This window comes from Nocardia aurantia, from assembly GCF_009604425.1.
In the GTDB taxonomy this organism is placed as follows: Bacteria; Actinomycetota; Actinomycetes; order Mycobacteriales; family Mycobacteriaceae; genus Nocardia; species Nocardia aurantia.
The window spans coordinates 181,723-203,026 of sequence record NZ_WEGI01000012.1; the positions used below are offsets into that span (position 1 = coordinate 181,723).

Annotated in this window: 18 protein-coding genes; 9 read left to right on the forward strand and 9 right to left on the reverse strand. The window is 68.8% G+C overall.

What is annotated here, in order from left to right:
* Nucleotides 1-220 precede the first annotated feature (220 nt).
* Nucleotides 221-1,771, reverse strand: a complete 1,551-nt coding sequence (gene metG, locus NRB56_RS27100) for a methionine--tRNA ligase (protein ID WP_153347037.1) — start codon at nt 1,769-1,771, stop codon at nt 221-223.
* 58 nt (nt 1,772-1,829) lie between these two features.
* Between metG and NRB56_RS27105 the strand changes: the two genes are divergently transcribed.
* The gene (locus NRB56_RS27105; RefSeq protein WP_153347039.1) at nt 1,830-2,657 is read left to right on the forward strand and encodes a TatD family hydrolase; all 828 of its coding nucleotides are present in this window, start codon (nt 1,830-1,832) and stop codon (nt 2,655-2,657) included.
* A 179-nt stretch (nt 2,658-2,836) separates the two neighbouring features.
* Complete coding sequence (locus NRB56_RS27110) at nt 2,837-3,982, forward strand: resuscitation-promoting factor (RefSeq protein ID WP_153347041.1); 1,146 nt, start codon at nt 2,837-2,839, stop codon at nt 3,980-3,982.
* Between the two features lie 28 nt (nt 3,983-4,010).
* Here NRB56_RS27110 and NRB56_RS27115 read toward each other — a convergent pair whose 3' ends face one another.
* The gene (locus NRB56_RS27115) at nt 4,011-4,775 is read right to left on the reverse strand and encodes an SDR family NAD(P)-dependent oxidoreductase (protein ID WP_153347043.1); all 765 of its coding nucleotides are present in this window, start codon (nt 4,773-4,775) and stop codon (nt 4,011-4,013) included.
* Between the two features lie 171 nt (nt 4,776-4,946).
* Between NRB56_RS27115 and NRB56_RS27120 the strand changes: the two genes are divergently transcribed.
* From NRB56_RS27120 to rsmA, 3 genes are all read left to right on the forward strand, one after another.
* Nucleotides 4,947-6,116 carry a lipase family protein gene (locus NRB56_RS27120; protein WP_153347045.1) on the forward strand — a complete coding sequence of 390 codons (1,170 nt, stop codon included), beginning with the start codon at nt 4,947-4,949 and terminating at the stop codon, nt 6,114-6,116.
* A gap of 337 nt (nt 6,117-6,453) precedes the next feature.
* On the forward strand, nt 6,454-7,599 hold the full coding sequence (locus tag NRB56_RS27125) for a lipase family protein (RefSeq protein WP_153347047.1): 1,146 nt from the start codon (nt 6,454-6,456) through the stop codon (nt 7,597-7,599).
* Between the two features lie 48 nt (nt 7,600-7,647).
* A complete protein-coding gene (gene rsmA / locus NRB56_RS27130; protein ID WP_153347050.1) occupies nt 7,648-8,529 on the forward strand; it encodes a 16S rRNA (adenine(1518)-N(6)/adenine(1519)-N(6))-dimethyltransferase RsmA in 882 nt (293 codons plus the stop codon).
* A gap of 542 nt (nt 8,530-9,071) precedes the next feature.
* Here the strand turns inward: rsmA and NRB56_RS27135 are convergent.
* The 3 genes from NRB56_RS27135 to NRB56_RS27145 all read right to left on the reverse strand — a co-directional run bounded on the left by NRB56_RS27135 (nt 9,072) and on the right by NRB56_RS27145 (nt 12,029).
* Nucleotides 9,072-11,306, reverse strand: a complete 2,235-nt coding sequence (locus NRB56_RS27135; protein ID WP_319943590.1) for a heavy metal translocating P-type ATPase — start codon at nt 11,304-11,306, stop codon at nt 9,072-9,074.
* Nucleotides 11,303-11,500 (reverse strand): hypothetical protein, encoded by a 198-nt coding sequence (locus NRB56_RS27140; protein WP_153347052.1) that lies wholly within the window; start codon nt 11,498-11,500, stop codon nt 11,303-11,305. Before NRB56_RS27140 ends, NRB56_RS27135 begins: the two co-directional genes overlap by 4 nt.
* A 319-nt stretch (nt 11,501-11,819) precedes the next feature.
* Nucleotides 11,820-12,029 (reverse strand): heavy-metal-associated domain-containing protein, encoded by a 210-nt coding sequence (locus NRB56_RS27145; RefSeq protein WP_153347054.1) that lies wholly within the window; start codon nt 12,027-12,029, stop codon nt 11,820-11,822.
* Between the two features lie 156 nt (nt 12,030-12,185).
* Here NRB56_RS27145 and NRB56_RS27150 point away from each other — a divergent pair, with 156 nt between their 5' ends.
* The 3 genes from NRB56_RS27150 to NRB56_RS27160 all read left to right on the forward strand — a co-directional run bounded on the left by NRB56_RS27150 (nt 12,186) and on the right by NRB56_RS27160 (nt 16,597).
* Complete coding sequence (locus NRB56_RS27150) at nt 12,186-13,115, forward strand: 4-(cytidine 5'-diphospho)-2-C-methyl-D-erythritol kinase (protein WP_319943591.1); 930 nt, start codon at nt 12,186-12,188, stop codon at nt 13,113-13,115.
* Nucleotides 13,116-13,720: 605 nt separating this feature from the next.
* Complete coding sequence (locus NRB56_RS27155) at nt 13,721-15,520, forward strand: ABC-F family ATP-binding cassette domain-containing protein (protein WP_153347056.1); 1,800 nt, start codon at nt 13,721-13,723, stop codon at nt 15,518-15,520.
* 510 nt (nt 15,521-16,030) lie between these two features.
* Nucleotides 16,031-16,597: a hypothetical protein gene (locus tag NRB56_RS27160; RefSeq protein ID WP_153347058.1), complete on the forward strand. Its 567-nt coding sequence runs from the start codon at nt 16,031-16,033 to the stop codon at nt 16,595-16,597.
* A 50-nt stretch (nt 16,598-16,647) separates the two neighbouring features.
* Here NRB56_RS27160 and NRB56_RS27165 read toward each other — a convergent pair whose 3' ends face one another.
* Nucleotides 16,648-17,292: a TetR/AcrR family transcriptional regulator gene (locus NRB56_RS27165; RefSeq protein WP_227838389.1), complete on the reverse strand. Its 645-nt coding sequence runs from the start codon at nt 17,290-17,292 to the stop codon at nt 16,648-16,650.
* Nucleotides 17,293-17,415: 123 nt separating this feature from the next.
* Nucleotides 17,416-18,474, reverse strand: coding sequence for an aldo/keto reductase (locus NRB56_RS27170; protein ID WP_319943592.1), 1,059 nt, complete (start codon nt 18,472-18,474; stop codon nt 17,416-17,418).
* A 67-nt stretch (nt 18,475-18,541) separates the two neighbouring features.
* Between NRB56_RS27170 and NRB56_RS27175 the strand changes: the two genes are divergently transcribed.
* Complete coding sequence (locus tag NRB56_RS27175) at nt 18,542-19,078, forward strand: TetR/AcrR family transcriptional regulator (protein WP_153347060.1); 537 nt, start codon at nt 18,542-18,544, stop codon at nt 19,076-19,078.
* A 42-nt stretch (nt 19,079-19,120) separates the two neighbouring features.
* Here the strand turns inward: NRB56_RS27175 and NRB56_RS27180 are convergent, their stop codons facing one another.
* Both NRB56_RS27180 and NRB56_RS27185 read right to left on the reverse strand, forming a co-directional pair.
* Nucleotides 19,121-19,933, reverse strand: a complete 813-nt coding sequence (locus NRB56_RS27180; RefSeq protein ID WP_153347062.1) for an Abi-alpha family protein — start codon at nt 19,931-19,933, stop codon at nt 19,121-19,123.
* On the reverse strand, nt 19,924-21,243 hold the full coding sequence (locus NRB56_RS27185; protein ID WP_319943593.1) for a hypothetical protein: 1,320 nt from the start codon (nt 21,241-21,243) through the stop codon (nt 19,924-19,926). The genes NRB56_RS27180 and NRB56_RS27185 overlap by 10 nt, the downstream gene beginning before the upstream one ends.
* Between the last annotated feature and the right edge of the window lie 61 nt (nt 21,244-21,304).

Below are 21,304 nucleotides of genomic sequence, written 5' to 3' on the forward strand. Positions count from 1 at the left end.
TCACCGATACGCAGGGGTAGCCCTCCTGTTCGCGGCCCGGCCCGATCCTGGACTGACGGAGGCGGGGGAGCGAAGCGGAGGAGCCGGAGGAGGGAAGGATCGGGCCCGCAGGGCCGCGAACCCGCCGGAGCGAAGCGGAGGCCAAAAAACACAGCCCGTCACCCCCAAGCAGGCCCAACACCGCACTGTGCCTCGCGCGCTACCGGAGCAAACCCGGAACTCAGCCCTTGGGCTCCAAATACTTCGGAAAAACCACTTCCGGTTCCGGCAGCGAAGTACCCGCGACCAGAGGAGTCGCGACATCCGCGAAGCTACGCCCCGTCTGCCCCAGCAAATCCAAAATCTTCCCCGCGGACCCCGGAATCACCGGCTGCGCCAAAATAGACACGATCCGCAATACCTCCAGCGTCACATAAAGAACAGTCCCCTCACGCCCCTTCTCCCCGGCCTTCGCCAACGCCCACGGCTGCTGCGCGGAAAAGTACCGATTGGTCTCACCGAGCGTAAGCCAGATCGCCTCGAGCGCCAGATGCATCTGCTGCTGGTCGAATTCGGCACGGCACCGATCGAGCAGCCCGCGAGCACGATCGAGCAATTCGGTATCGTCGGCAGTGAACGCACCGGGTTCCGGAATCGCCGACTCGAAGTCGCGAGCAACCATCTTCAGACTGCGCTGCACCAGGTTCCCGTACTCGTTGGCCAGATCGGCATTGATCCGCCCAACGATCGCATCGTGACTATAGGACCCGTCCTGTCCATACGAGATCTCACGCAACAGGAAGAACCGCACCGGATCCAGACCGTAAGCGTCGACCAACGCCATCGGATCGACCACGTTGCCGACCGATTTGGACATCTTCTCGCCCTTGTTGAACAAAAAGCCGTGCACGAACACCCGTTTCGGCAGCGCGATGCCCGCCGACAGCAGGAACGCCGGCCAGTACACAGTGTGGAAGCGAGTGATGTCCTTACCGATGATATGCACATCGGCAGGCCAATACCGTTGGAACGCAGCCGAATCCGTCTCCGGGTAGCCGACGCCGGTGAGGTAGTTGGTGAGCGCGTCCACCCACACGTACATGACGTGCCGCGGATCCTCCGGCACCGGCACCCCCCAGTCGAAGGTGGTGCGGGAGATGGACAGATCCTTCAACCCGGCCTTCACATAGCTGACGATCTCGTTGCGCCGGGTGGCGGGCAGGATGAAATCGGGCTGCGACTCGTACAGGTCCAGCAGCGCGTCCTGGTACTTCGACAGCCGGAAGAAGTAGTTGGACTCCTCGCTCCACTCCACCGGCGTGCGGGTCTCGGTGGCGACCCGGGTGCCGTCGTCGAGGACGGTGGTCTCCTCCGCGGCGTAGAACGCCTCGTCGCGCACCGAGTACCAGCCCGCGTAGGTGCCGAGGTAGATGTCGCCGGCGGCGAGCATCGCCTCCCAGATGGCGATGCTCGCGCGGGTGTGGTCCTCGTCGGTGGTCCGGATGAACCGGTCGTAGGAGATGTCGAGGACCTTGTCCATGCCCTCGAACACGTCCGAGTTGCGCCGGGCCAGCTCCTCCACCGGCACGCCCTCGGTGTTGGCGGTCTGCTGCATCTTCTGGCCGTGCTCGTCGGTGCCGGTCATGAAGAACACGTCGTACCCGTCGAGCCGCTTGAACCGGGCGAGCGCATCGGAGGAGATGTACTCGTACGCATGCCCGATGTGTGGCACGCCGTTCGGGTAGGCGATGGCCGTGGTGATGTAGAAGGCGGGACGTTCGGCAGCAGTCATGATCCCATTACTGTAGTCGGCGTGCCTCGTACCGCTCGCGTGAATATCCTCCGACATCATGGCCGGTAAACGACCCGCGCCCGAGGCGCCGGAACCGCTGTCCCCGCTCGTGGACGCGCACACCCACTTGGACGCCTGCGGCGCCACCGACGCGGAATCGGTTGCCGCGGTGCTGGATCGGGCCGCCGCGGTCGGGGTCGGCCGGGTGGTGACCATCGCGGACGATCTGGCCGCCGCCGGGTTCGCGGTGCGGGCCGCGCACTGGGATCCCCGGGTGTACGCGGCCGTCGCACTGCATCCGACGAGGGCGAACGCGCTGGACGACGCGGCGAAGCGGGAGCTGGAGCGGCTGGCCAGCGATCCGCGGGTGGTGGCGGTGGGGGAGACCGGGCTGGACTACTACTGGCCCGGCAAGCTGGAGGGCTGCGCCGACGTCGAGGATCAGGTCGACGGTTTCCGCTGGCACATCGACCTGGCGAAGCGGGTCGGCAAGCCGCTGATGATCCACAACCGCGACGCCGATTTCGACCTGCTGACCGTGCTGCTGGACGAGGGCGCGCCGGAGACGGTGATCTTCCACTGCTTCTCCTCGGACGCGACGATGGCGCTGGCCTGCGTGGAGCAGGGGTACGTGCTGAGTTTCTCCGGCACGGTGAGCTTCAAGAACGCGCACGAGCTGCACGAGGCGGCGAAGCTGGTCCCGGACGAATTGCTCCTGGTGGAGACCGACGCGCCGTTCCTGACCCCGCACCCGTTCCGGGGCGCCCCCAACGAGCCCTACTGCCTGCCCTACACCGTGCGCGCGCTCGCCGCGCTGCGCGATCGCGATCCCGGCGAACTCGCGGAGACCCTCACCGCGAATGCCGAACGGGTGTACGGGATCTAGTCCGACTTCGCCGAACGGACGAACGCCCCGATCCGACATGCGGATCGGGGCGCGGTTCATTACGATGACGGCTGATTGTTACCGACGCGCGGTGACTCTATCAATTCGTTATCCGGAAACCGGCTGTTCCACGGAGTGTGGTTGGCGGCCCCCGACCCCTTCGTGACCGTATTGTTATCATGTCGTTGTACCTGATGAAGTCGCCGTTACGGCGGATCAACTCCTCTCGTTCGCCGTTGTTGTACGCGGCGATTGCGGCATTGCTGCTCACCCTCATCGCCGGTGCGTCGATGGCGATCGTCAGCAAGAAGACGGTGACGCTCGTCGTCGACGGGGAGAGGATCACCCAGATCACCATGTCCGGCGACGTACGCGGCGCGTTGAAGTCCGCCGGGCTGGCCCTCGGTTCGCGGGATGCCGTCGATCCCGGCGGGAACGCCTCGATCACCGACGGCGAGACCATCACGTTCAACCGGGCCCGGCAGGTCGCGCTCACCGTCGACGGCCACCGGCAGACGGTGTGGACCACCGCCTTCACCGTCGCGGATGCGCTGGTGCAGTTGAAGATTCCGGCCGACGTGTTCACCTCGCCGTCGCGGCCGACGCCGCTGCCGCTGCAGGGTGCGGCACTGGCCGTGACCAGTCCGCGCACGGTGCAGCTGGCCGACAACGGCGGGACGTTCGAGTATGTGCGGCTGGCCGCGCCGACCGTCGGTGAGCTGCTCACCGTGCAGGGCGTGCCGCTGATCAATCAGGACTCGGTGGTGCCGGGGCCGGGGACGCCGCTGACCGAGGGGATGAAGATCACCGTCACCCGCAAGCGGATCGAGGACCGGGTGGAGCGGGAGCCGCTGGACCCGCCGGAGAACGAGATCGACGATCCGGACCTCAACATGAGCCGGACCGTCGTCGAGAATCCGGGGGTTCCCGGGGTTCAGGACGTCACCTACGCGGTCTCGATCGTGAACGGCGACGAGGTGAGCAAGGATCCGGTCGGCAACAAGGTGATCGTGCCGGCCCAGCCCAAGACGGTCCGGCACGGCGCCAAACCCGGCACCGAGGTGCCGACCGTGCGCGACGGGGGAACGTGGGACGCGCTGGCCAGCTGTGAATCCGGCGGCAACTGGGGAATCAACACCGGTAACGGGTATTTCGGCGGGGTGCAGTTCGACCAGAGCACCTGGGAGCGACAGGGCGGACTGCGTTACGCGCCGCGCGCCGACCTGGCGACCCGGGAGGAGCAGATCGCCATCGCCGAGGTGACCCGCGGCCGGCAGGGCTGGGGAGCCTGGCCGGCGTGCACGAGCCGCCTCGGCATCGGGTGATGCACATGTGACCGCATCGGATGATGCGTTACATCAGCGCGCCACCGTCCACGCGGATCTCGCTGCCGGTGATGTAGCGGCCGTCCTTCGAGGTCACCATCGCGACCACGCCCGCCACATCGGCCGGATTGCCGAGCGCGCCGCCGTTGATCCAGCCGGTCAGCCTGGCCATCAGGCCCCAATCGGCGTCGGCGGGCAGCGCCAGATTGTCGGTGATGCCGGTGGTGATGCCGCCCGGCACGATGTTCACCGCGCGCAGGCCCTGCTTCACGTACTCGAGGGCCAGCGAGTGGGTGAGCGCGTTGACCCCGCCCTTGGAGGCGGAGTAGGCGGCCATGTACGGGTTCGAGCCGAACGCCGCGGTGGAGGAGAAGTTCACGATCACCGGGTGATCGGACTGCAACAGCTGCGGCAGGGCGGCCCGGCACATCAGGAAGGTTCCGGTCAGGTTCACGTTGATGACCTGGTTCCACAGGTCCAGCGACATTTCGTGGGTGCGCGCGGCGCGCATGATGCCCGCGGCGTTGACCAGCACGTCCAGTCCGCCCAGATGGTCGGTGGCGGTCCCGCAGGCGGCCTGTGCGGAGTCCTGATCGGAGATGTCGACGGCGACGGTCAGCAGCCGGTCGGCGTGGTCCGCCGCGGCCTCGACGGTCCCCTTCAGGCCCTGCTCATCGATGTCCCCGCCGACGACCCGGGCGCCCTCCGCGAGCATCCGGAGGACGATGCCCCGGCCGATGCCCGAACCCGCCCCCGTGACCAGCACCCGTCGTCCGTCGTGTCTGCTCTCCATCGCTCTGCCTCTTCCGTCGCTGCGACACCAACCCTCAGAAACTAGAACCAGTTTCAATTGGCGTCAACGACATCCCGGTCGAGCGTCCGGAATCGGGAACTTTCCGCGCTTTCTCCCCGATGCCCGCTATCCTTCGCCGGGGTTTTGCCGCCGACCGAAACGAGGTGTTCGATGCCGGGCAGGTGGAAGCGCAAGATCGGGGCCTGGGCGGTGATCGCCGGATGTGGGACGGCCGTGACGGTTGTCCCGGCCGCGAGCGTCCCCGCCGTAGCTGCTCCGTTGCCGGGTACCACCTCGGCGGTGTTCGCGCAGCCGCCCGGATGGCACGGCATCGCCGACGGCTCGATCATCGACTACTGGACCTCGGGCTCGGACGGCGGTCCACGGCATGTCAGCGGGGCGCTGTTCATCCCGCCGGGGAAGGCGCCGCCGCAGGGCTGGCCGATCGTCGCCTACGACCACGGCACCACCGGGATGGGCGCCCGTTGCGGCGGCATCACCGACACCGCCAACGGGTCGGAGCGGGAGGACGAATTCCTGCAGTACTTCCTGTCCCGGGGCTTCGCGGTGGTCGCGCCCGACTACGTCGGCCTCGGCCGGTTCGACACCGGTCCGCACCCCTATCTGGAGATCCGGTCCGAGGCGGCGGCCACGATCGACCTGGTCCGCGCCGCGCGCACGGCGAATGCGCAACTGTCGCGCACCTGGGCGGCGTTCGGCGCCTCGCAGGGTGGGCAGGCCGCGCTGGGCACCGCCCACCTGCAACAGACCACCGCACCCGACCTCGATTTCCGCGGCGTCGTCGCCGACGATCCGGAATCCGACGTGGAGAAGCTGATCATCGCGATCGGCGGCCCGGACACCCCGGATATCCCGCTGCTCAGCGGTCCCACAACGGGATTCGTCGCGATGATCCTCGCCGGGCTGCGCACCGCCCGGCCCGATCTGAACGTGAACAGCTACCTGACCCCCGAGGGCCGCACGCTGCTCGACGGGATCGAGAAGCTGTGCCTGTCCGACATCGCTACGCACACCGAGGGCATGAAGATCGGCTCGCTGCTGGCGCGCCCGCTCGGCGACGAGGACTTCCGCGACGCGCTGGCCGACTACATGGAGGTGCCGACCTCCGGCTACGACGAGCCGGTTCTGTTGCTGCTCAACGCGACCGACACCATCGTGCCGGCGCCGCTGCACGCGGTGCTGGCCGCGGAGATGGTCCTCGGCGGCGTGAGTCCCCGGATCGTCATCGGCGCCAACCGGCACACCCAGTTGAACGACCAGATGTGGGCGGCGATGGACGATTTCCTGGCGGGGATCACGGCCACGCCGCCGCGCCCGTAGGCCACTGTCGCACGTCCCGTGCACTCGGCTCCGATTTCGCTGTGCGCGAAGGGGTTCGGCGGCGGAGACCGTCGAGTCCGATGCCCCTGTGCGCGAGAGGGCTCGGCGGCCGAGATTGTCGGCCCGACGTCCTTGTGCGCGAGGGAGTTCGGCGGCCGAGATTGTCGGGCCCGACACCCTGTGCGCGAAGGGGTTCGACGGCCCGGACCGTACGGAGCCGGTGGCCGCGGAGTCTGCCGCCCGATTCACATGAATGCCGGTCGATTTCACCGATCTCTCACGAATGCCGGGTACGCTCCGCCGCAAAATCGTATCGGCGGTGGACTAGGGGTGTTCGATGCAGGTGCCCGGCGGGTGGCGAGTGCTGGCGGTCGCGACGGCGATGACGGCGGGAGTGGCGCTGGCGGGATCGAGCGGCCCCGCGACCGCCGCGCCAGCGGCCGGGACGGCGACCGCGGTGCTCCCGCAGCCCGACGGCTGGCACGGGACCTCCGGCGGTTCCGTCATCGAGTACCGGACCACCACCTGGGACGGGTCGGCGGTGGAAGCGAGTGGGGCGCTGTTCCTGCCGCCCGGCCCGGCGCCGGCCGGTGGCTGGCCGATCGCGGCGTACGACCATGGGACCTCCGGCATGGCCGCGAACTGCGGCGGCATCACCACCCCCGGCCCCGGAGCGACCCGCCAGGACGAATTCCTCCGGCACCTGCTGTCGCAGGGGTTCGCCGTCGTGGCGCCGGATTATCTCGGGCTCGGGCGGTTCGACACCGGACCGCATCCGTACCTGGAGCTGCGGACCGAGGCGTCCGCGACCATCGATCTGGTCCGGGCCGCCCGGGAGAGCCATCCGGAACTGTCGCGCACCTGGATGGTGTTCGGCGGATCACAGGGCGGGCAGGCGGCGCTGGGCACCGCCCATCTGCAACAGACCACCGCTCCCGACCTCGATTTTCGTGGCGTGGTCGCGTTCGACCCGGAATCGGACGTGGAGAAACTGGTGACCGCCGCCCGGCCGGGTCTGCCGGATGTGCCCCTGCTGTCCGGCAACACCACCGGATTGATCGCGATGATGCTGGCGGGGTTGCGGAGTAGTCATCCGGAACTCGGCCTCGACAGCTATCTGACCCCGCGCGGACGGGACCTAGTCGACGCGGTGGGCGGGCTGTGCCTGCCCGCCGTCGGCGCCCGGGCCACGGGGATGGCGCTCGGAGACCTGTTCGCGCGGCCCCTCGACGACGATCGGATCCGGGCTGCCGTCGCCTCGTACATGGCCGTGCCGACCAGCGGATACTCGGCGCCGGTGCTGCTGTTGCTGAATTCGGGCGATGTGGTCGTGCCGTCACCGCTGCACGCGCTGTTGTGCGCCGAGCTCACCGCCGGCGGGGTGTCCTTCCGGGTGGTGCCCGGCACCGGCGGGCACACCGAGTGGAATCCGCAGATGCGGGCGGCACTGGACGAATTCCTCGCCGCCGTCCGTAGCTCGTAGCGGTATTCCCCCGAACCGCCGGAACGGGTGCTTGATACCTTGACGGGCATGCCCGAATCCGTCGCCGCCGCTCGCGGCCAGGCCGAACTGCTCGGCCCGGCCGAGGTCCGCGTGCTGTCCGAACGGTTCGGGGTGCGGCCGACCAAACAACTCGGCCAGAACTTCGTGCACGACGCCAACACCGTGCGGCGGATCGTGACGAGCGCGGGCGTCGGCCGCGACGACAGCGTGCTCGAGGTGGGCCCCGGTCTCGGCTCGCTGACGCTGGCCCTGCTGGACGTCGTGGACCGCGTGATCGCCGTCGAGATCGACCCGATACTGGCCGGCCACCTGCCCGGGACGATCGCCGAGCGCGCCCCCGGGCTCGCCGAGCGGCTGACCGTGGTGGAGGCCGACGCGCTGCGGGTCCGCGCCGCGGACCTGCCCGCCGCCCCGACCGCGCTGGTGGCCAACCTGCCCTACAACGTCGCGGTGCCGGTGCTGCTGCACCTGCTGGCCGAATTGCCTTGCCTCACAACGGCACTGGTGATGGTCCAGGCCGAGGTCGCCGACCGGCTGTCGGCGGCGCCGGGATCCCGGATCTACGGCGTGCCGAGCGTGAAGGCCGGGTTCTTCGGCACCGTGCGGCGCGCGGGAGCCGTCGGCCGCCAGGTGTTCTGGCCGGTCCCGCAGGTCGAATCCGGTCTGGTCCGCATCGACCGCTACCCCTCTGCACCCTGGTCCCTCGAACCGGCGCACCGGGAGCGGGTCTTCGCCGTGGTCGACGCGGCATTCGCCCAGCGCCGCAAGACATTACGCGCGGCCCTGGCCGGCTGGGCCGGTTCCCCGGCCGCCGCCGAACAGCGCCTCGTCGCCGCCGGAATCGATCCCACCGCCCGCGGCGAAACCCTCGACACCGCCGCCTTCGTCCGCCTCGCCGACACTCACTGAGTTTCACGCCGGTACCACCGCAGGCCGGGAACACGAGGATGGTCGGCCCCGGTCACACCTCTGCCTTTCAGCTCACTGCTCTCGCCGTGTGCGGGGTCCACATGGCCGGCCCGACGGTTCCCCTGCTCCGCCGACTGACTCGACCTCGCCGGTTGCCCGGTTGCGATGTGCCGCGTGCGAGATGCTGCGTGTTGTTGTGTGCGATGTGCTGCCTGCGCCTGCCATCTGCGCGTTACCGGTGCTTGCGAAGCCCCGGCCTCCGTCAGCCGACTCGCATCTGGGCCGTGTGCGGTAGTCGGTCCGGTGATGCATTCGCCATCCTCAGCTGACTGGCCCGGAGGGTTGCGTCCGGAGCACACGGCGAGCCGGTCGATCAGAGGCGGTGGATGTGTCACCGGACCAGCCGCGTGCCCGCGGTCCATGACGCTGGTGCTCCCATCAGCCGACTCGCTGTGGGGTCAAGGTCGGAGTGTTCGGGAGTCGGTGTGGCACGGCAGTCCTTGCCGGGAGGGAATGTGCCGGCGGGGGACTCCCGGTCGGGATCAGCGGAAGGTGCGGAGGCGGAGGCTGTTGGTGACGACGAAGATGCTGGACAAGGCCATGGCGGCGCCGGCGAGCATCGGGTTCAGCAGGCCGGCGGCGGCCAGGGGTATGGCGGCGACGTTGTAGCCGAAGGCCCAGAACAGGTTCGAGCGGATCGTGCCAAGGGTGCGCCGGGACAGGCGAATGGCGGTGGCGACGGTGCGCAGGTCGCCGCGGACCAGGGTGATGTCGCCCGCCTCGATCGCGACGTCGGTGCCCGTGCCCATCGCCAGGCCCAGGTCGGCCTGGGCCAGAGCGGCCGCGTCGTTGACGCCGTCGCCGACCATGGCGACCACCTTGCCCTCGTCCTGCAATTGCTTGACCACGTCCAGCTTGCCGGCGGGCAGCACCTCGGCGATCACGTTTTCGATGCCGACCTGGTCGGCGACCGTGCGCGCGGTGGCGATGTTGTCGCCGGTCAGGAGGATCGGGGTGAGGCCGAGGGCGCGCAGTTCGGTGATCGCCTCGGCGCTGGTCGGTTTCACCGCGTCGGCGAGGACCAGGACGCCGCGGGCTGTTCCGTCCCAGGCGACCAGAACGGCGGTCCGGCCGGTGGATTCGGCGGCGGTCCGGGCGGCGGTCACCGCCTGCGGCTGGGCGATCGAATGCTCGTCCAGTAGTTCAGGGCGGCCGATGGTCACTTCGCGGCCGCCGACCGTGCCCTGCACGCCTTTGCCGCCGTGATTGACGAAGTGCCGCACCGGTTCCCGGGGCAGGCCGCGATCGGTGGCCGCGGTGACGATCGCGCGCGCGACCGGATGTTCGGAGCCGTGCTCGACGGCCGCGGCGGTCGTCAGCAGATCGTCGGCGGTGACATCACCGACCGGGAGCACCTCGGCCAGGGACATCGTGCCGGTGGTGACGGTGCCGGTCTTGTCCAGCACCACCGTGTCGACGCGCCGGGTCGATTCCAGTACCTGCGGGCCCTTGATCAGGACACCCAGTTGCGCGCCGCGGCCGGTGCCGACCAGCAGCGCGGTCGGAGTGGCCAGGCCGAGGGCACACGGACAGGCGATGATCAGCACCGCGACCGCCGCGCCGAACGCGGTGGTCGGGGCCACGCCGGTGCCCAGCCAGAAGCCCAGCGTCGCCACGGCCAGGGCGATCACGATCGGCACGAACACCCCGGCCACGCGATCGGCCAGCCGCTGCACCGGGGCCTTGCCGTGCTGGGCCTGCTCGACGAGTTTCGCCATCCGCGCCAGCTGGGTGTCGGCGCCGACCCGGGTGGCGCGCACGGTCAGCAGGCCGCCGATGTTCACGGTGGCGCCGACGACCGGATCGCCGGGACCCACCTCGACCGGTACCGATTCGCCGGTGAGCAGGCTCATGTCGACCGCCGAGGCACCGCTGTCGACGACGCCGTCGGTGGCCACCCGCTCGCCGGGCCGGACCACGAACCGGTCGCCGACCCGCAAGCGCTCCACCGGAATTCGTTCCTCGCGGTCGTCGCGCAGCACCGCGACGTCCTTGGCGCCCAATTCCAGCAGGGCGCGCAGGGCGGATCCGGCACGTTCCTTGGCCCGCGCCTCGAAATACCTTCCGGCGAGGACGAATACGATCACCCCGGCCGCGACCTCCAGGTAGATGTCGGAGGCGGCCGCGCCGCGATCGACCGCGAAACTGAAGCCGTGCCGCATCCCCGGCATCCCCGCGTCGCCGAGGAACAGCGCGTAGAGCGACCAGGCGAAAGCCGAGAATGTGCCCAGAGAGATCAGGGTGTCCATGGTCGCCGTCGCGTGGCGCAGATTGACCCAGGCCGCGCGATGGAACCCGGCGCCACCCCAGACCACCACCGGCGCCGCGAGCGTCAGCGACAGCCACTGCCAGTTGCGGAACTGCAATGCCGGGACCATCGCCATGAGGACCACCGGCGCGGCCAGCGCCAGGCAGACGAGCAGCCGCTGCCGCAGCCGATCGGCCGCCGACTCCGGCGCGTTCTCCACCGTCTGCGAAGTGGCGGCCGGCGTGTGCACGGCCGCGGTGTAACCGGTCGCTACGACGGTGTCGATCAACTGCTGCGGTGTGACAGCCGGCGGATGGTCGACGGCCGCCTTCTCGGTGGCGTAGTTCACCGTCGCGGTGACGCCCTCGATCCGGTTCAGCTTCTTCTCGATGCGCGCCGCGCAGGAGGCGCAGGTCATGCCGCCGATGTCGAGTTCGATCACCTGCGCGGCGGGCTCTCGCTCGCTCACGGCCGATGTCCTTCGTGGTCGTGCCCCGGGCTCACCGGGGCGGTGGACCCCGGCGTTGCCGGGGCGACGGAATGCGTATCGAGTGCGGGGGAGGGGGAACCGGGGTCGCCGACCAGAGCGCCGAGGCCGAATGCCGCAGCGAAGATCACCATGAGCCCGCCACCGAAAACGGTGAGCCGCAAACGATCACTCATACCTGCCTCCTTCGCTGTGCCGTCGGCTCCACTGCGCCGCCCACTTCGATCCCCGTCCCGCGCCTGTTCCGGACCCCGGCCCCGCGCTGTGCCGCGGCCGCCGGTCACAAATGAGCCGTACTGCCGGTCCGACCCGAGTTAAGGGTTCTGTCGAGCGGAGCGGGCCGACGCGACGATTCTGCCGCCCGGCTGACTCAGTGCCCAGGCATCGCACACCGTGTTCGGTGTGCGTCAGCGGGGTGCCTAGGTGGGGGCGTTGTGCAGCCGCCGATACCGAGTCACGCCCGCCCCGGTGCGGTCGTGGCCGACCGTGGACTGCTCACGCGTCCGCGAGCCGGTATCCGGCCTCGTCGACGGCGGCGACAACCGCCGCGGTGTCGATCGCTTCGGCGGATTCGACCTGGACGCGGCCGCTCTCGAGGTCGACGTCGACAGCGGTGACGCCGGGGATGCCCGCGATCTCCTTGCGGACGGACGCCACGCAGTGGCCACAGGTCATGCCGGTGACGGTGTAGGTGCTGGTGGCCATGACGGACTCCTCGCGCTATACGGTATGGGGGTATCTGAGTACAGCCACGAAGATACCCCCCATGGGTACCTGCGTGCAAGCGGTCCCGCAGCCCGCTCGGCCGGGCGGGGCAGGTGTGGCGGCGGGTGTCGGTCCCGCCAACTACCCTTATGGCTCGTGCTTTCCGTTGTCCCCGGTCCCGTGGTGGTGCGAGCCCCTTCGAAGGTGAATCTCCACCTCGGCGTGGGCGAGCTACGCCCGGACGGGTATCACGACCTGACCACGGTCTTCCAGGCATTGTCGCTGAGCGACGATGTGTCGGTCGCACCGGCCGCTGTGCTCTCCGTGCGGGTGGCCGGGGAGGGTGCCGCCGAGGTACCCACGGATCGCGAGAATCTGGCCTGGCAGGCGGCCGTTCGCATGGCGCATCTGGCCGGGCGGGCGCCGCTGGTGGAGATCACCATCCGCAAGGGCATCCCCGTCGCCGGGGGTATGGCGGGCGGCAGCGCCGACGCCGCCGCCGTGCTGGTGGGCCTCAACGAACTGTGGGATCTGGGTCTGCCGCGCGACGAGTTGGCGGAGGTGGCCGCGCGGCTGGGCAGTGATGTGCCCTTCGCGTTGTACGGCGGCACCGCGCTCGGTCGCGGCCGTGGCGAGCAACTGCTCCCGGTGTTGTCGCGCAACACTTTCCACTGGGTATTGGCGCTGGCCAAGGGCGGCCTGTCCACTCCGGCGGTGTTCCGCGAACTGGACCGATTACGCGAGCAGGGCGAACCGCCCGAGTTGGGCGAGCCCCAAGCCCTGCTACAGGCGCTGGCCTCCGGCGATCCCGCCCAACTGGCCCCGTTGCTCGGCAACGATCTGCAATCGGCCGCCATCTCACTGAAGCCCGAACTACGCCGCACCCTCCGCGCGGGTGTCACCGCCGGCGCGCTGGCCGGTCTGGTCTCGGGATCCGGCCCGACCTGCGCGTTCCTCTGCGAGAGCGAGGAAAGCGCCGTATCGGTCGCCGCCGAACTCGCCGGCGCCGGCGTCTGCCGCAGCGTCCGCACCGCCGACGGCCCGGTCCCCGGAGCTCGGGTCATCGACAACGCCCACCGGCGCTGAGGACCGATACCCCCCGGAACCGGTCGCCCGGGTCATCGACAATGCCACCGGCGGCGAGGGCCGACCCCGGAACCGGGTCATCGGCAATGCCACCGGCGGCGAGGGCCGACCCCGGAACCGGGTCATCGGCAACGCCACCGGCGGCGAGGGTCAATCCCCGGAACCGGTCCACAGCGCTGGTCGTGCACACAGACGCGATGCCACGGTTCGTGCCGACCCGCGACACGACGGTTGGCGCTGCCGCTCGTAACGCCCCGGACCGAGTCGCCCTGGACCGAGTCGCCCCGACCGAGTCAGAACGTCGGACGGCACACGCCGGACCAACCGGAAACGGCACAAGCCGTAGGCGGAGCCGGTCACGCACTACCGCGGTGGTCGGCCTCCGGCTGTGATCTGTCATGCGGCCTCCGGCGCACATCGAACGGTGTGCCGCCACCCGGCGCCTGCCGATCGCACGCCCGGCGACACCCCGCGCGCCCGAACCACCATCGGTTTCGTGAGAATATTGGTAGTTCCCGCCCGGCGAGAGCGCCCGGTCGCGACAGGCCGATCGGCGCGCGAACCCGGAGCGTATCGAGCACAAGAGAGGCGGCAGACGGCGCGTTATGGCGAACCTGGTCAACCTGGAACAGGTCCACAAGAGCTTCGGTATCACGCCGCTGCTGGACGACGTCTCGCTCGGAGTGCAGGAGGGCGAGCGGATCGGTGTCGTCGGCCTCAACGGAGGCGGTAAGACCACGTTGCTGGAGGTACTGACCGGCATCGAAGCGCCCGATTCCGGCCGGGTGAGCCGGCGTGGCGATCTGCAGATGGCGGTCGTCACCCAGCGCGGTGTGCTGCCGGAGGGCGCCACGGTCGGCGAGGTGGTGCTGGCGGGCCTGGCCGCGGACCGGCACGCCGAGGCGCTCGCGGCGGACGTCGCCGAGCACGAGTGGGCGGCGAATCCCCGCATCCGCGGCGTGGTCGAGGGCATCGGCATCGCCGGGCTGGGCATGGACACGCCGGTCGCCAACCTCTCCGGCGGCGAGCGCCGCCGGGTGGCGCTGGCCGCCGCGCTGGTGCGGGACCTGGACCTGCTGGTGCTGGACGAGCCCACCAACCACCTCGACGTCGAGGGCGTGCAGTGGCTGGCCTCGCACCTGTTGTCGCGCCGCAGCGCGCTGGTCGTGGTCACCCACGATCGCTGGTTCCTCGACACCGTCGCCACCCGAACCTGGGAGGTGGTCGGCGGTGCGGTCGAGAGCTACGAGGGCGGCTACAACGACTGGATCTTCGCCAGGGCGGAGCGGTCCCGGCAGGCCGACGCCACCGAGGCCCGCCGCCGCAACCTGGCCCGCAAGGAACTGGCCTGGCTGCGCCGCGGCCCGCAGGCCCGCACCTCGAAACCGCGCTACCGGGTAGAAGCCGCCGAGGCGCTGATCGCCGACGTACCGGAGCCCCGCGACAGTGTCTCGCTGGCCTCGTTCGCCCGCAAGCGGCTGGGCCGGGTGGTGGTCGAACTGGAGGACGTCACCCTGGAGACCCCCGATCATCGGGAGTTGGTCCGTGATCTCACCTGGCGGTTGGCGCCGGGCGAACGGGTCGGCCTGGTCGGGGTCAACGGATCCGGCAAGACCACCCTGCTGCGCGCGCTGGCCGGTGACGCGAATCTCGCCGCGGGCAAGCGGATTCAGGGCCAGACGGTCCGGATCGGCTGGCTGCGACAGGAACTCGACGACCTGCCCACCGATATGCGCGTGCTACAAGCGGTCTCCGACGTGGCCGAGCGAATGATGCTCGGCGACAAGGAGATCAGCGCAGGCCAACTGGCCGAACGACTCGGTTTCACTCCGGCCAAACAGCGCACTCCGGTGGGCGACCTGTCCGGCGGTGAGCGCCGCCGACTCCAGCTCACCCGCATCCTGATGGCCGAACCGAACGTGCTGCTGCTCGACGAGCCCACCAACGACCTCGACATCGACACCCTGCAACAACTCGAGGACCTGCTGGACGGCTGGCCCGGCACCATGGTGGTGATCAGCCACGACCGCTACCTGATCGAGCGCATCTGCGAGTCCACCTGGGCCCTCTTCGGCGACGGCAACCTCACCAACCTCCCCGGCGGCATCGAGGAGTACCTGCGCAAGCGCGCCACGCTCGCCGAACCGGCGCGCCGCCCCACCACCGCACCGACCACCACCATCACGGATTCCGCCACCTACCGAGCCGCCCGCAAGGAACTCGCGAAACTGGAACGGGCCCTGGAGAAACTGACCGAACGTGAGCAGAAACTGCATGCGGCCCTCGCCGACGCAGCTTCCGACCCGGACAAGTTGATCACCCTCGGCGGCGACCTGAAGCAGGTCCGAGCCGACAAGGAGTCCACCGAAGAACGCTGGCTGGAACTGGCCGACGAACTGGGTTAGTTCGGCCGTCCGCCCGGGCCCGCTCGATCCGGGGACTCGAAGGTGAAGGCCGGCACTGTTTCGCGATACTGCGGGTGGTGCTGACTGGTGTCCGGCCGCGGGGACGGTGTTCCGGGCGCGTCCCACCCCGCGCGATCTCCGCGCATACCTTGTTCGAGGCGCCGGCAGTCGGTGGTGTGCCGCCGAAGAGGCCGTCCGAGTTCGATCGGGCACTCGAAGACGTTCTGGCCGAACGGTTCCGGATGGGCGACGAGGTTGCCGGTTGCGCGGGCGTACAGCACCGCTTGGGGCACTTTCTCCCTTCTCCGGTAGGCGACGCCGACTCTGTTGCACAGGTAGACGAAGTCGTCTACCTTGATGTAGACGTACTAGTTACTATACAACTGCCGGGATGCGCGAGGTGTGTCCGTACTCGGTCGGCACCCGCGGCAGCGTTCCCGTCACGATGACCACCACCGTCGCCTGACCACCCCACCCCCCGAACACCCTGGCCCCCGGAAGAGACACCCCATGACCACGACCATCACCATGGCCGATACGACATTCGCCAAGGCGCTGCGTCGCCTGTACCTCACTCGCTTCGCCTTTGCCTTCGCCTGGGCAGGACTCGTCTTCGCCACGGCTGCGATGAGCGGCCCACTCCTGACGATCCTGTTGGTGATCTACCCACTCTTCGACGCGGGTGCGGTGGTCTGGCAGCTGCGCGCCGAGAAGGAACCGCAGCGATCGCGGGACTCCGCGTGGACCAATGCCGTCGTCAGCGTCGCGGTCGCGGTCGCACTCGGAGTCGCGTCGACGATCGCAATTTCCGCTGCCCTCGCCGTCTGGGGCGCTTGGGCCATCGGTTCCGGTATCCCTCAGCTCATCACCGCCATCCGCAACCGGCGCTCCGGCGGTCAGGTCGCGCAGATGCTCTCCGGTGGCATTTCGGTGTTCGCCGGCGCCGGGTTCCTGGTCCAGGGTCTGCGGGGAGCCGAGAACATCACGGGCGCCGCCGGTTACGCCGCGCTGGGCGGAATTTTCTTCCTGATCTCCGCCGGCCGTCTCGCCACCATCCTGCGAAAGGCCGCGGCATGACACAGGATTCCCGGGTCACGGTGCTCGGGCCCCTTGTGGATCGCCCGGGTTCACACGGGTATCGCCGCTGTGATGACCGAGGTGAACGCCGCACCGAGAGTGGCGGCGACCGATGCCGGCTCGTTGAGATATCCGTTCACCATCGCTCCGTCGCGCAGGATCATCAACTGCCTTGCGGCCGAATCGATTCCGCCGGCCCCCGCCTCCGCGGCGATCTCGGCGAACTCCGCGAGCATCCAGCGGCGATGCGCGTCGATGGTCATTCGGACAGGATCATCGGGATCGGCGAATTCCGCCGCGGCGTTGATGAACGCGCAACCCCGGAAGCCGGGCCGGCAACTCACGGAGCCGATACCGGTGGCGAGCGCATGCAGTGAACCCAGGGGATCTCCCGCGCGATGGACACTCCGCATCCATTCGCATTCGGCGGATGCCTGCTGCTCGAGGTAGGCGACCACGAGGTCGCTCTTCGTGCGGAAGTGGCGGTAGAAGGTGACCTTCGTGATCCCGACCCGCTCGATGATGCGGTCGGCACTGGTCGCGCCGATGCCACGGCTGTAGAACAACTCGCTCGCCGCGTCGAGGATGCGCGCTCGGGTGGCCGACCCCGACGAGCTGCGTGTCACGACTTCGTTGGCATCGGCGGCCATCTTCTCCTCCGGTCCGGCCAGGCTGGTTGCGCCGGCATCGCACATGGTCTACTGCGATTGTAGACGTACTAGTCACTATGTCCCCTGGATCGGGGGACATCGTTCCGATCACCGCGAACTCGCACTGACTCGGGGTGGACCCGGATCGGCAGCCGGTGCCTGCCTGTCTCAGAGCACCGGCAGGAGGGATTCGTCCAGGAGACTCCGATCCCCGTCGACGCCGTGAACGAGCGCCGCGGCCACGTCGTCGTAAGGCGCCCCGAGCCGGATCGCGCTCGCCTCGTCCAGCGTTCGGTAGTGGTTCTGGCCGAGCTCGAGGTCCAGAGCGTCGAGGTAGCCGTCGAGCTGGGCCGGGGTACGGGGTCCCACGATGGGGATCATCGAGGTGCGGGCCCGCGCGGCGCGTTCGCGCAGCCAGGCCAGCGCGACCTGGACCGGGCCGGTACCGATCTCCTCGGCTACGGCCAGCACTGCGTCGAGTACCGAACTACGCTGCCCGGCACCGTTGTTCCCGGTATCGTCGGCGTTCGCCCGGCCGCTGAGACGTCCCGTCTCACCCCGTCGATATTTGCCGGTCAGCAGACCACCGGCCAGCGGGGAGTAGAGCACGACGCCCAGCCCGTGCGCCTGGGCCATGGGGAGGAGTTCCCGTTCGGCGGAGCGTTCGGCCAGGCTGTACTCGGTCTGGATTCCGATCAGCGGCATCCGCCCCGTCTGCCCCACGCCGGCCATCGCACCCGCGACCCGCCAGGCCGGGAAGTTCGACAGACCGCCGTATCGGATCTTTCCCGCCCGAATCAGGTCTTCCAGGCCGGCCAGGATCTCCGGCATCGGAGTGACACCGTCGGGGAGGTGCGGCATGAAGATGTCGACGTAGTCGGTCTTCAGTCGTCGCAGGCTCTCCTCCACGGACCGGATCATGATCTTGCGGCTGTTGCCGGTAGTGCCGGGACGGACGTGCGAACTCCTGCTCCCGGTGTACTTGGTGATCACCACGTAGTCGTCGCGCTCACGTCCGAGCAGTTCGCCCAGGACGGTTTCGGCCTCGCCATCCCGGTAGATGTTCGAGGCGTCGAAGGTGGTCCCGCCGGCGGCGACGAACGACTCGAATATCGTCTTCGATCCGCCGAGCCCCGCCGAAGCGGGAGTTGTGCCGAAATTGGCTGTACCCAATACGTACTCCGAGACTCGCAGGCCGCTCTGCCGTCCGAAGGCCTGGTAACGCACGTGTATCTCCTTGCGGTATGGGACAATGTCGGCGACGTTAGCATAAAAAACGATTGGTCACTCTCTTTTGCCCAAGGTAAGCCAGGCCCACCGCGACGCCCGTCGACAGCAGATCATCGACGCGGCCTCCGCCCGTTTCGCCACCCACGGCTTCGCGCGCACATCCATGACCGACCTCGTCAAGGCCTCCGGGCTGTCCAACGGCGCGATCTACCGGTACTTCACGAGCAAGGACGAGATCGTCGCGGCGATCTGTGCTCAGTCGAGCCAGGGCTTCCCGGCGGAACTGACCGTCGAGGCCATCGACGCCTTCCTGCAGCACATCCGGACACTGGCACGCGAGAAGGGGCATGCCCGGCTGGTCGCGCAGATCTTCGCCGAGGCCGCCGTCACGCCGGGCCTGGCCGCTCTCGTCGAGGCACAGCTCGAACAGATGCGCACTGCGGTCGGCGCACTTCTGCCCGACCATCCGCCGGCGCACGCGGCCCGCATCTCCGAGTCCTTCGTCGCGCTCTGCCACGCCTACAGTCAGCAACTCGCCGTACGGGGCGATCTGGATCCCGAGCCCTTCACCGCAGCACTCGTCGCGATCGCCACGTCGTAGCCGCACCGGCGGAGCGAAGCGGAGGCCGAAAATACAGCCGAATCACCCCACCGGCAGGCAGCGTCTCACGAAATCCTTGCCGAAGGCGGTGAGGGTGATGCTGCGGTGTCGAACCTTGGTACCGAAGCTGTTCTGTTGCAATACTTTCCGCACCTCGGGCTGGGATTCCAGCAGTTGGTATCGGGCCGGGTTGCCCAGCGGATCCGGTGTGACCGTGATCAGGCCCAGGCGGCCGAGGTTGGTGAGATAGGGGTCGACCCGTTCCGGTTGCGAGAGCGCCGCGTCGACGGCGATCAGGGTGAATCCGAACTCGCCGTGCGATATTCCGGGACGCAGCGGCCGGCGGGAGCGGATGTCCAGGGACGGCTGCGCGCCGTCGAGGTACAGCAGGCGCAGGATCCGAGCCTCGTCCGGGGTGAGCTCGGTGAGCATGCGCGCGTAGGCCGGATGTTCCTCGTCCGGATCGGTGTGCACGCTCGCCGACAGACGCAGCAGTTCGGCGCCCTGTTGCCGCAACGTCGGTGATTCGGGCAGTGGTCGCTGCGACCCGGTCGGCACCCCGAGGGCGCGGCGCACCGAATCCCGCAGCTGCTCACCGGCTTCCGACAGCACCTCGCGCGGTGGCCGGCCGGCGATGCTGCCGCGCAACACCGTTCCGGTCACCCCGAGCGCGGTACCGACGCCCCAGCCGGCGGCCTCGGTCACCGCGGACACCGTCACCTGCACGATCCCGGCGGCCGCCCGGACCGGATTTCCGGCTGCGGGAGAACGATTCTCGGTGCGTCGAGCGGGAATCCGGGCTATGGAGCCGGCCGGTTCGACCGGGTCGCCGGAATCCGCCTGGGTCACGGCCATGGCGCCACTCCTGTTCCGAAGATCAGGATATGAGCGTAACCGGCCATCAGTCCGAGCACACCGCCGTGGACGAACAAAAGCCACTCGTCCTGTTTGATCGCCGACCGCAGCATCTCCACGAAGTCCGGCGGCGACAACGCCGCCATCTGCCGCGCGATGAACTGACCGACCTGAACGCTCTGCCGGGCGTTGAAGGCCGGATCGGCGAAGGCGACCGGCGCCAGACTCTTCGCCTGATCGGCGAAACTGTTCTGCAGCGTCTCGTATTCGCGATTGCCGAGCATCAGTCGCAGCGGCCCGCGCGCGATGCCCAGCGCCCGGTCGGTGGCCGGCCGCAGCGTGTCCTCCAGAATCTGCATGGTCCGGTCGGACCGAGGCCCCTCGAGCAGCTCGTTGCCGACGTTGGCGATGGTGACGATCTGCGTCGCCACCAGTTCCGCGTAACCCTCGGTGATCTCCGGCTGCCGCTTGATCAGCAGCCCCTGGCGCCACGGGCACCACCATTTGGGATAGGCGGGTGCGAAGATCAGATTGAGCCCGATCCAGTTCACCACCCAGCCGATGATCACGCCGCCGACCGGCAGCACCACCAGCGTCGACCAGCCGGTCAGATGCAGCACCAGCACCAGCAGTAGACCCATCGGAGCGCCGAAGTAGAAGCCGAAGTTCTGCATGAACCGCAGCTCCTTGGCGCCGAGCACCTGGAACACGGTGTTCACCATCTGCGGCCGGGACTGGAAGTAGCGGATCACCATCTGCTTGACGTCCAGCAGCTGTTCGATGTTGCTGCCCAATTCCACGGTGAGCTCCCGCAGTACGTCGGGCAGCTGCTGACGGACCCGCTCGTGCACCATCTCCCGCACCGGCGAGGGCAGGTTGTACCAGAGTTGCGGATGTTCGCGGCGGGCGATCTCCTCGACGATGTCGCGGATCTGCTCCTGGGCGATCTCGGTCAGATGCTCGGCCAGCGCGTCCGGTTCGAGCTCGCGGTAGAAGTCGGCGACGCTGCCCAGTTTGGACAGACCCTTGTCGACGGCGATCGACGCCATCTTGTCGGCGCGCGACGGCACGATGCCCTGCCAGCCGATCCGGCCGTCGTACTGCAACAGCGGCAGCACCTGGATTCGTTTCGGCAGAAACGGGAACATCGATCGGAGACCGAGCAACTTGAAGCCGTGGAAGTGCAGCGGCCGGAACAACATCAGCACACCGGTCCAGTTGGTGATGTAGCCGATGATCCCGGTGAACAACGGGATGGTGATCAACTCCAGCCACCAGGTCGGGTGGATATGAAAAACATTGTCCAGCACGACACCCTCCTGCCCGACCGACCGGTAACCCGCTGCCGCCACCGGCACCTCAACGTACCCG

Coding starts and splice junctions, on each gene's coding strand:
- NRB56_RS27120 (WP_153347045.1), top strand. CDS start 4,947: ATGCCGGGCAGGTGGAAGCGCAAGATCGGGGCCTGGGCGGTGATCGCC.
- NRB56_RS27125 (WP_153347047.1), top strand. CDS start 6,454: ATGCAGGTGCCCGGCGGGTGGCGAGTGCTGGCGGTCGCGACGGCGATG.
- NRB56_RS27140 (WP_153347052.1), bottom strand. CDS start 11,500: ATGAGTGATCGTTTGCGGCTCACCGTTTTCGGTGGCGGGCTCATGGTG.
- NRB56_RS27115 (WP_153347043.1), bottom strand. CDS start 4,775: ATGGAGAGCAGACACGACGGACGACGGGTGCTGGTCACGGGGGCGGGT.
- NRB56_RS27110 (WP_153347041.1), top strand. CDS start 2,837: ATGTCGTTGTACCTGATGAAGTCGCCGTTACGGCGGATCAACTCCTCT.
- NRB56_RS27165 (WP_227838389.1), bottom strand. CDS start 17,292: ATGTGCGATGCCGGCGCAACCAGCCTGGCCGGACCGGAGGAGAAGATG.
- NRB56_RS27180 (WP_153347062.1), bottom strand. CDS start 19,933: ATGGCCGTGACCCAGGCGGATTCCGGCGACCCGGTCGAACCGGCCGGC.
- NRB56_RS27160 (WP_153347058.1), top strand. CDS start 16,031: ATGACCACGACCATCACCATGGCCGATACGACATTCGCCAAGGCGCTG.
- NRB56_RS27155 (WP_153347056.1), top strand. CDS start 13,721: ATGGCGAACCTGGTCAACCTGGAACAGGTCCACAAGAGCTTCGGTATC.
- metG (WP_153347037.1), bottom strand. CDS start 1,771: ATGACTGCTGCCGAACGTCCCGCCTTCTACATCACCACGGCCATCGCC.
- NRB56_RS27145 (WP_153347054.1), bottom strand. CDS start 12,029: ATGGCCACCAGCACCTACACCGTCACCGGCATGACCTGTGGCCACTGC.
- NRB56_RS27105 (WP_153347039.1), top strand. CDS start 1,830: ATGGCCGGTAAACGACCCGCGCCCGAGGCGCCGGAACCGCTGTCCCCG.
- rsmA (WP_153347050.1), top strand. CDS start 7,648: ATGCCCGAATCCGTCGCCGCCGCTCGCGGCCAGGCCGAACTGCTCGGC.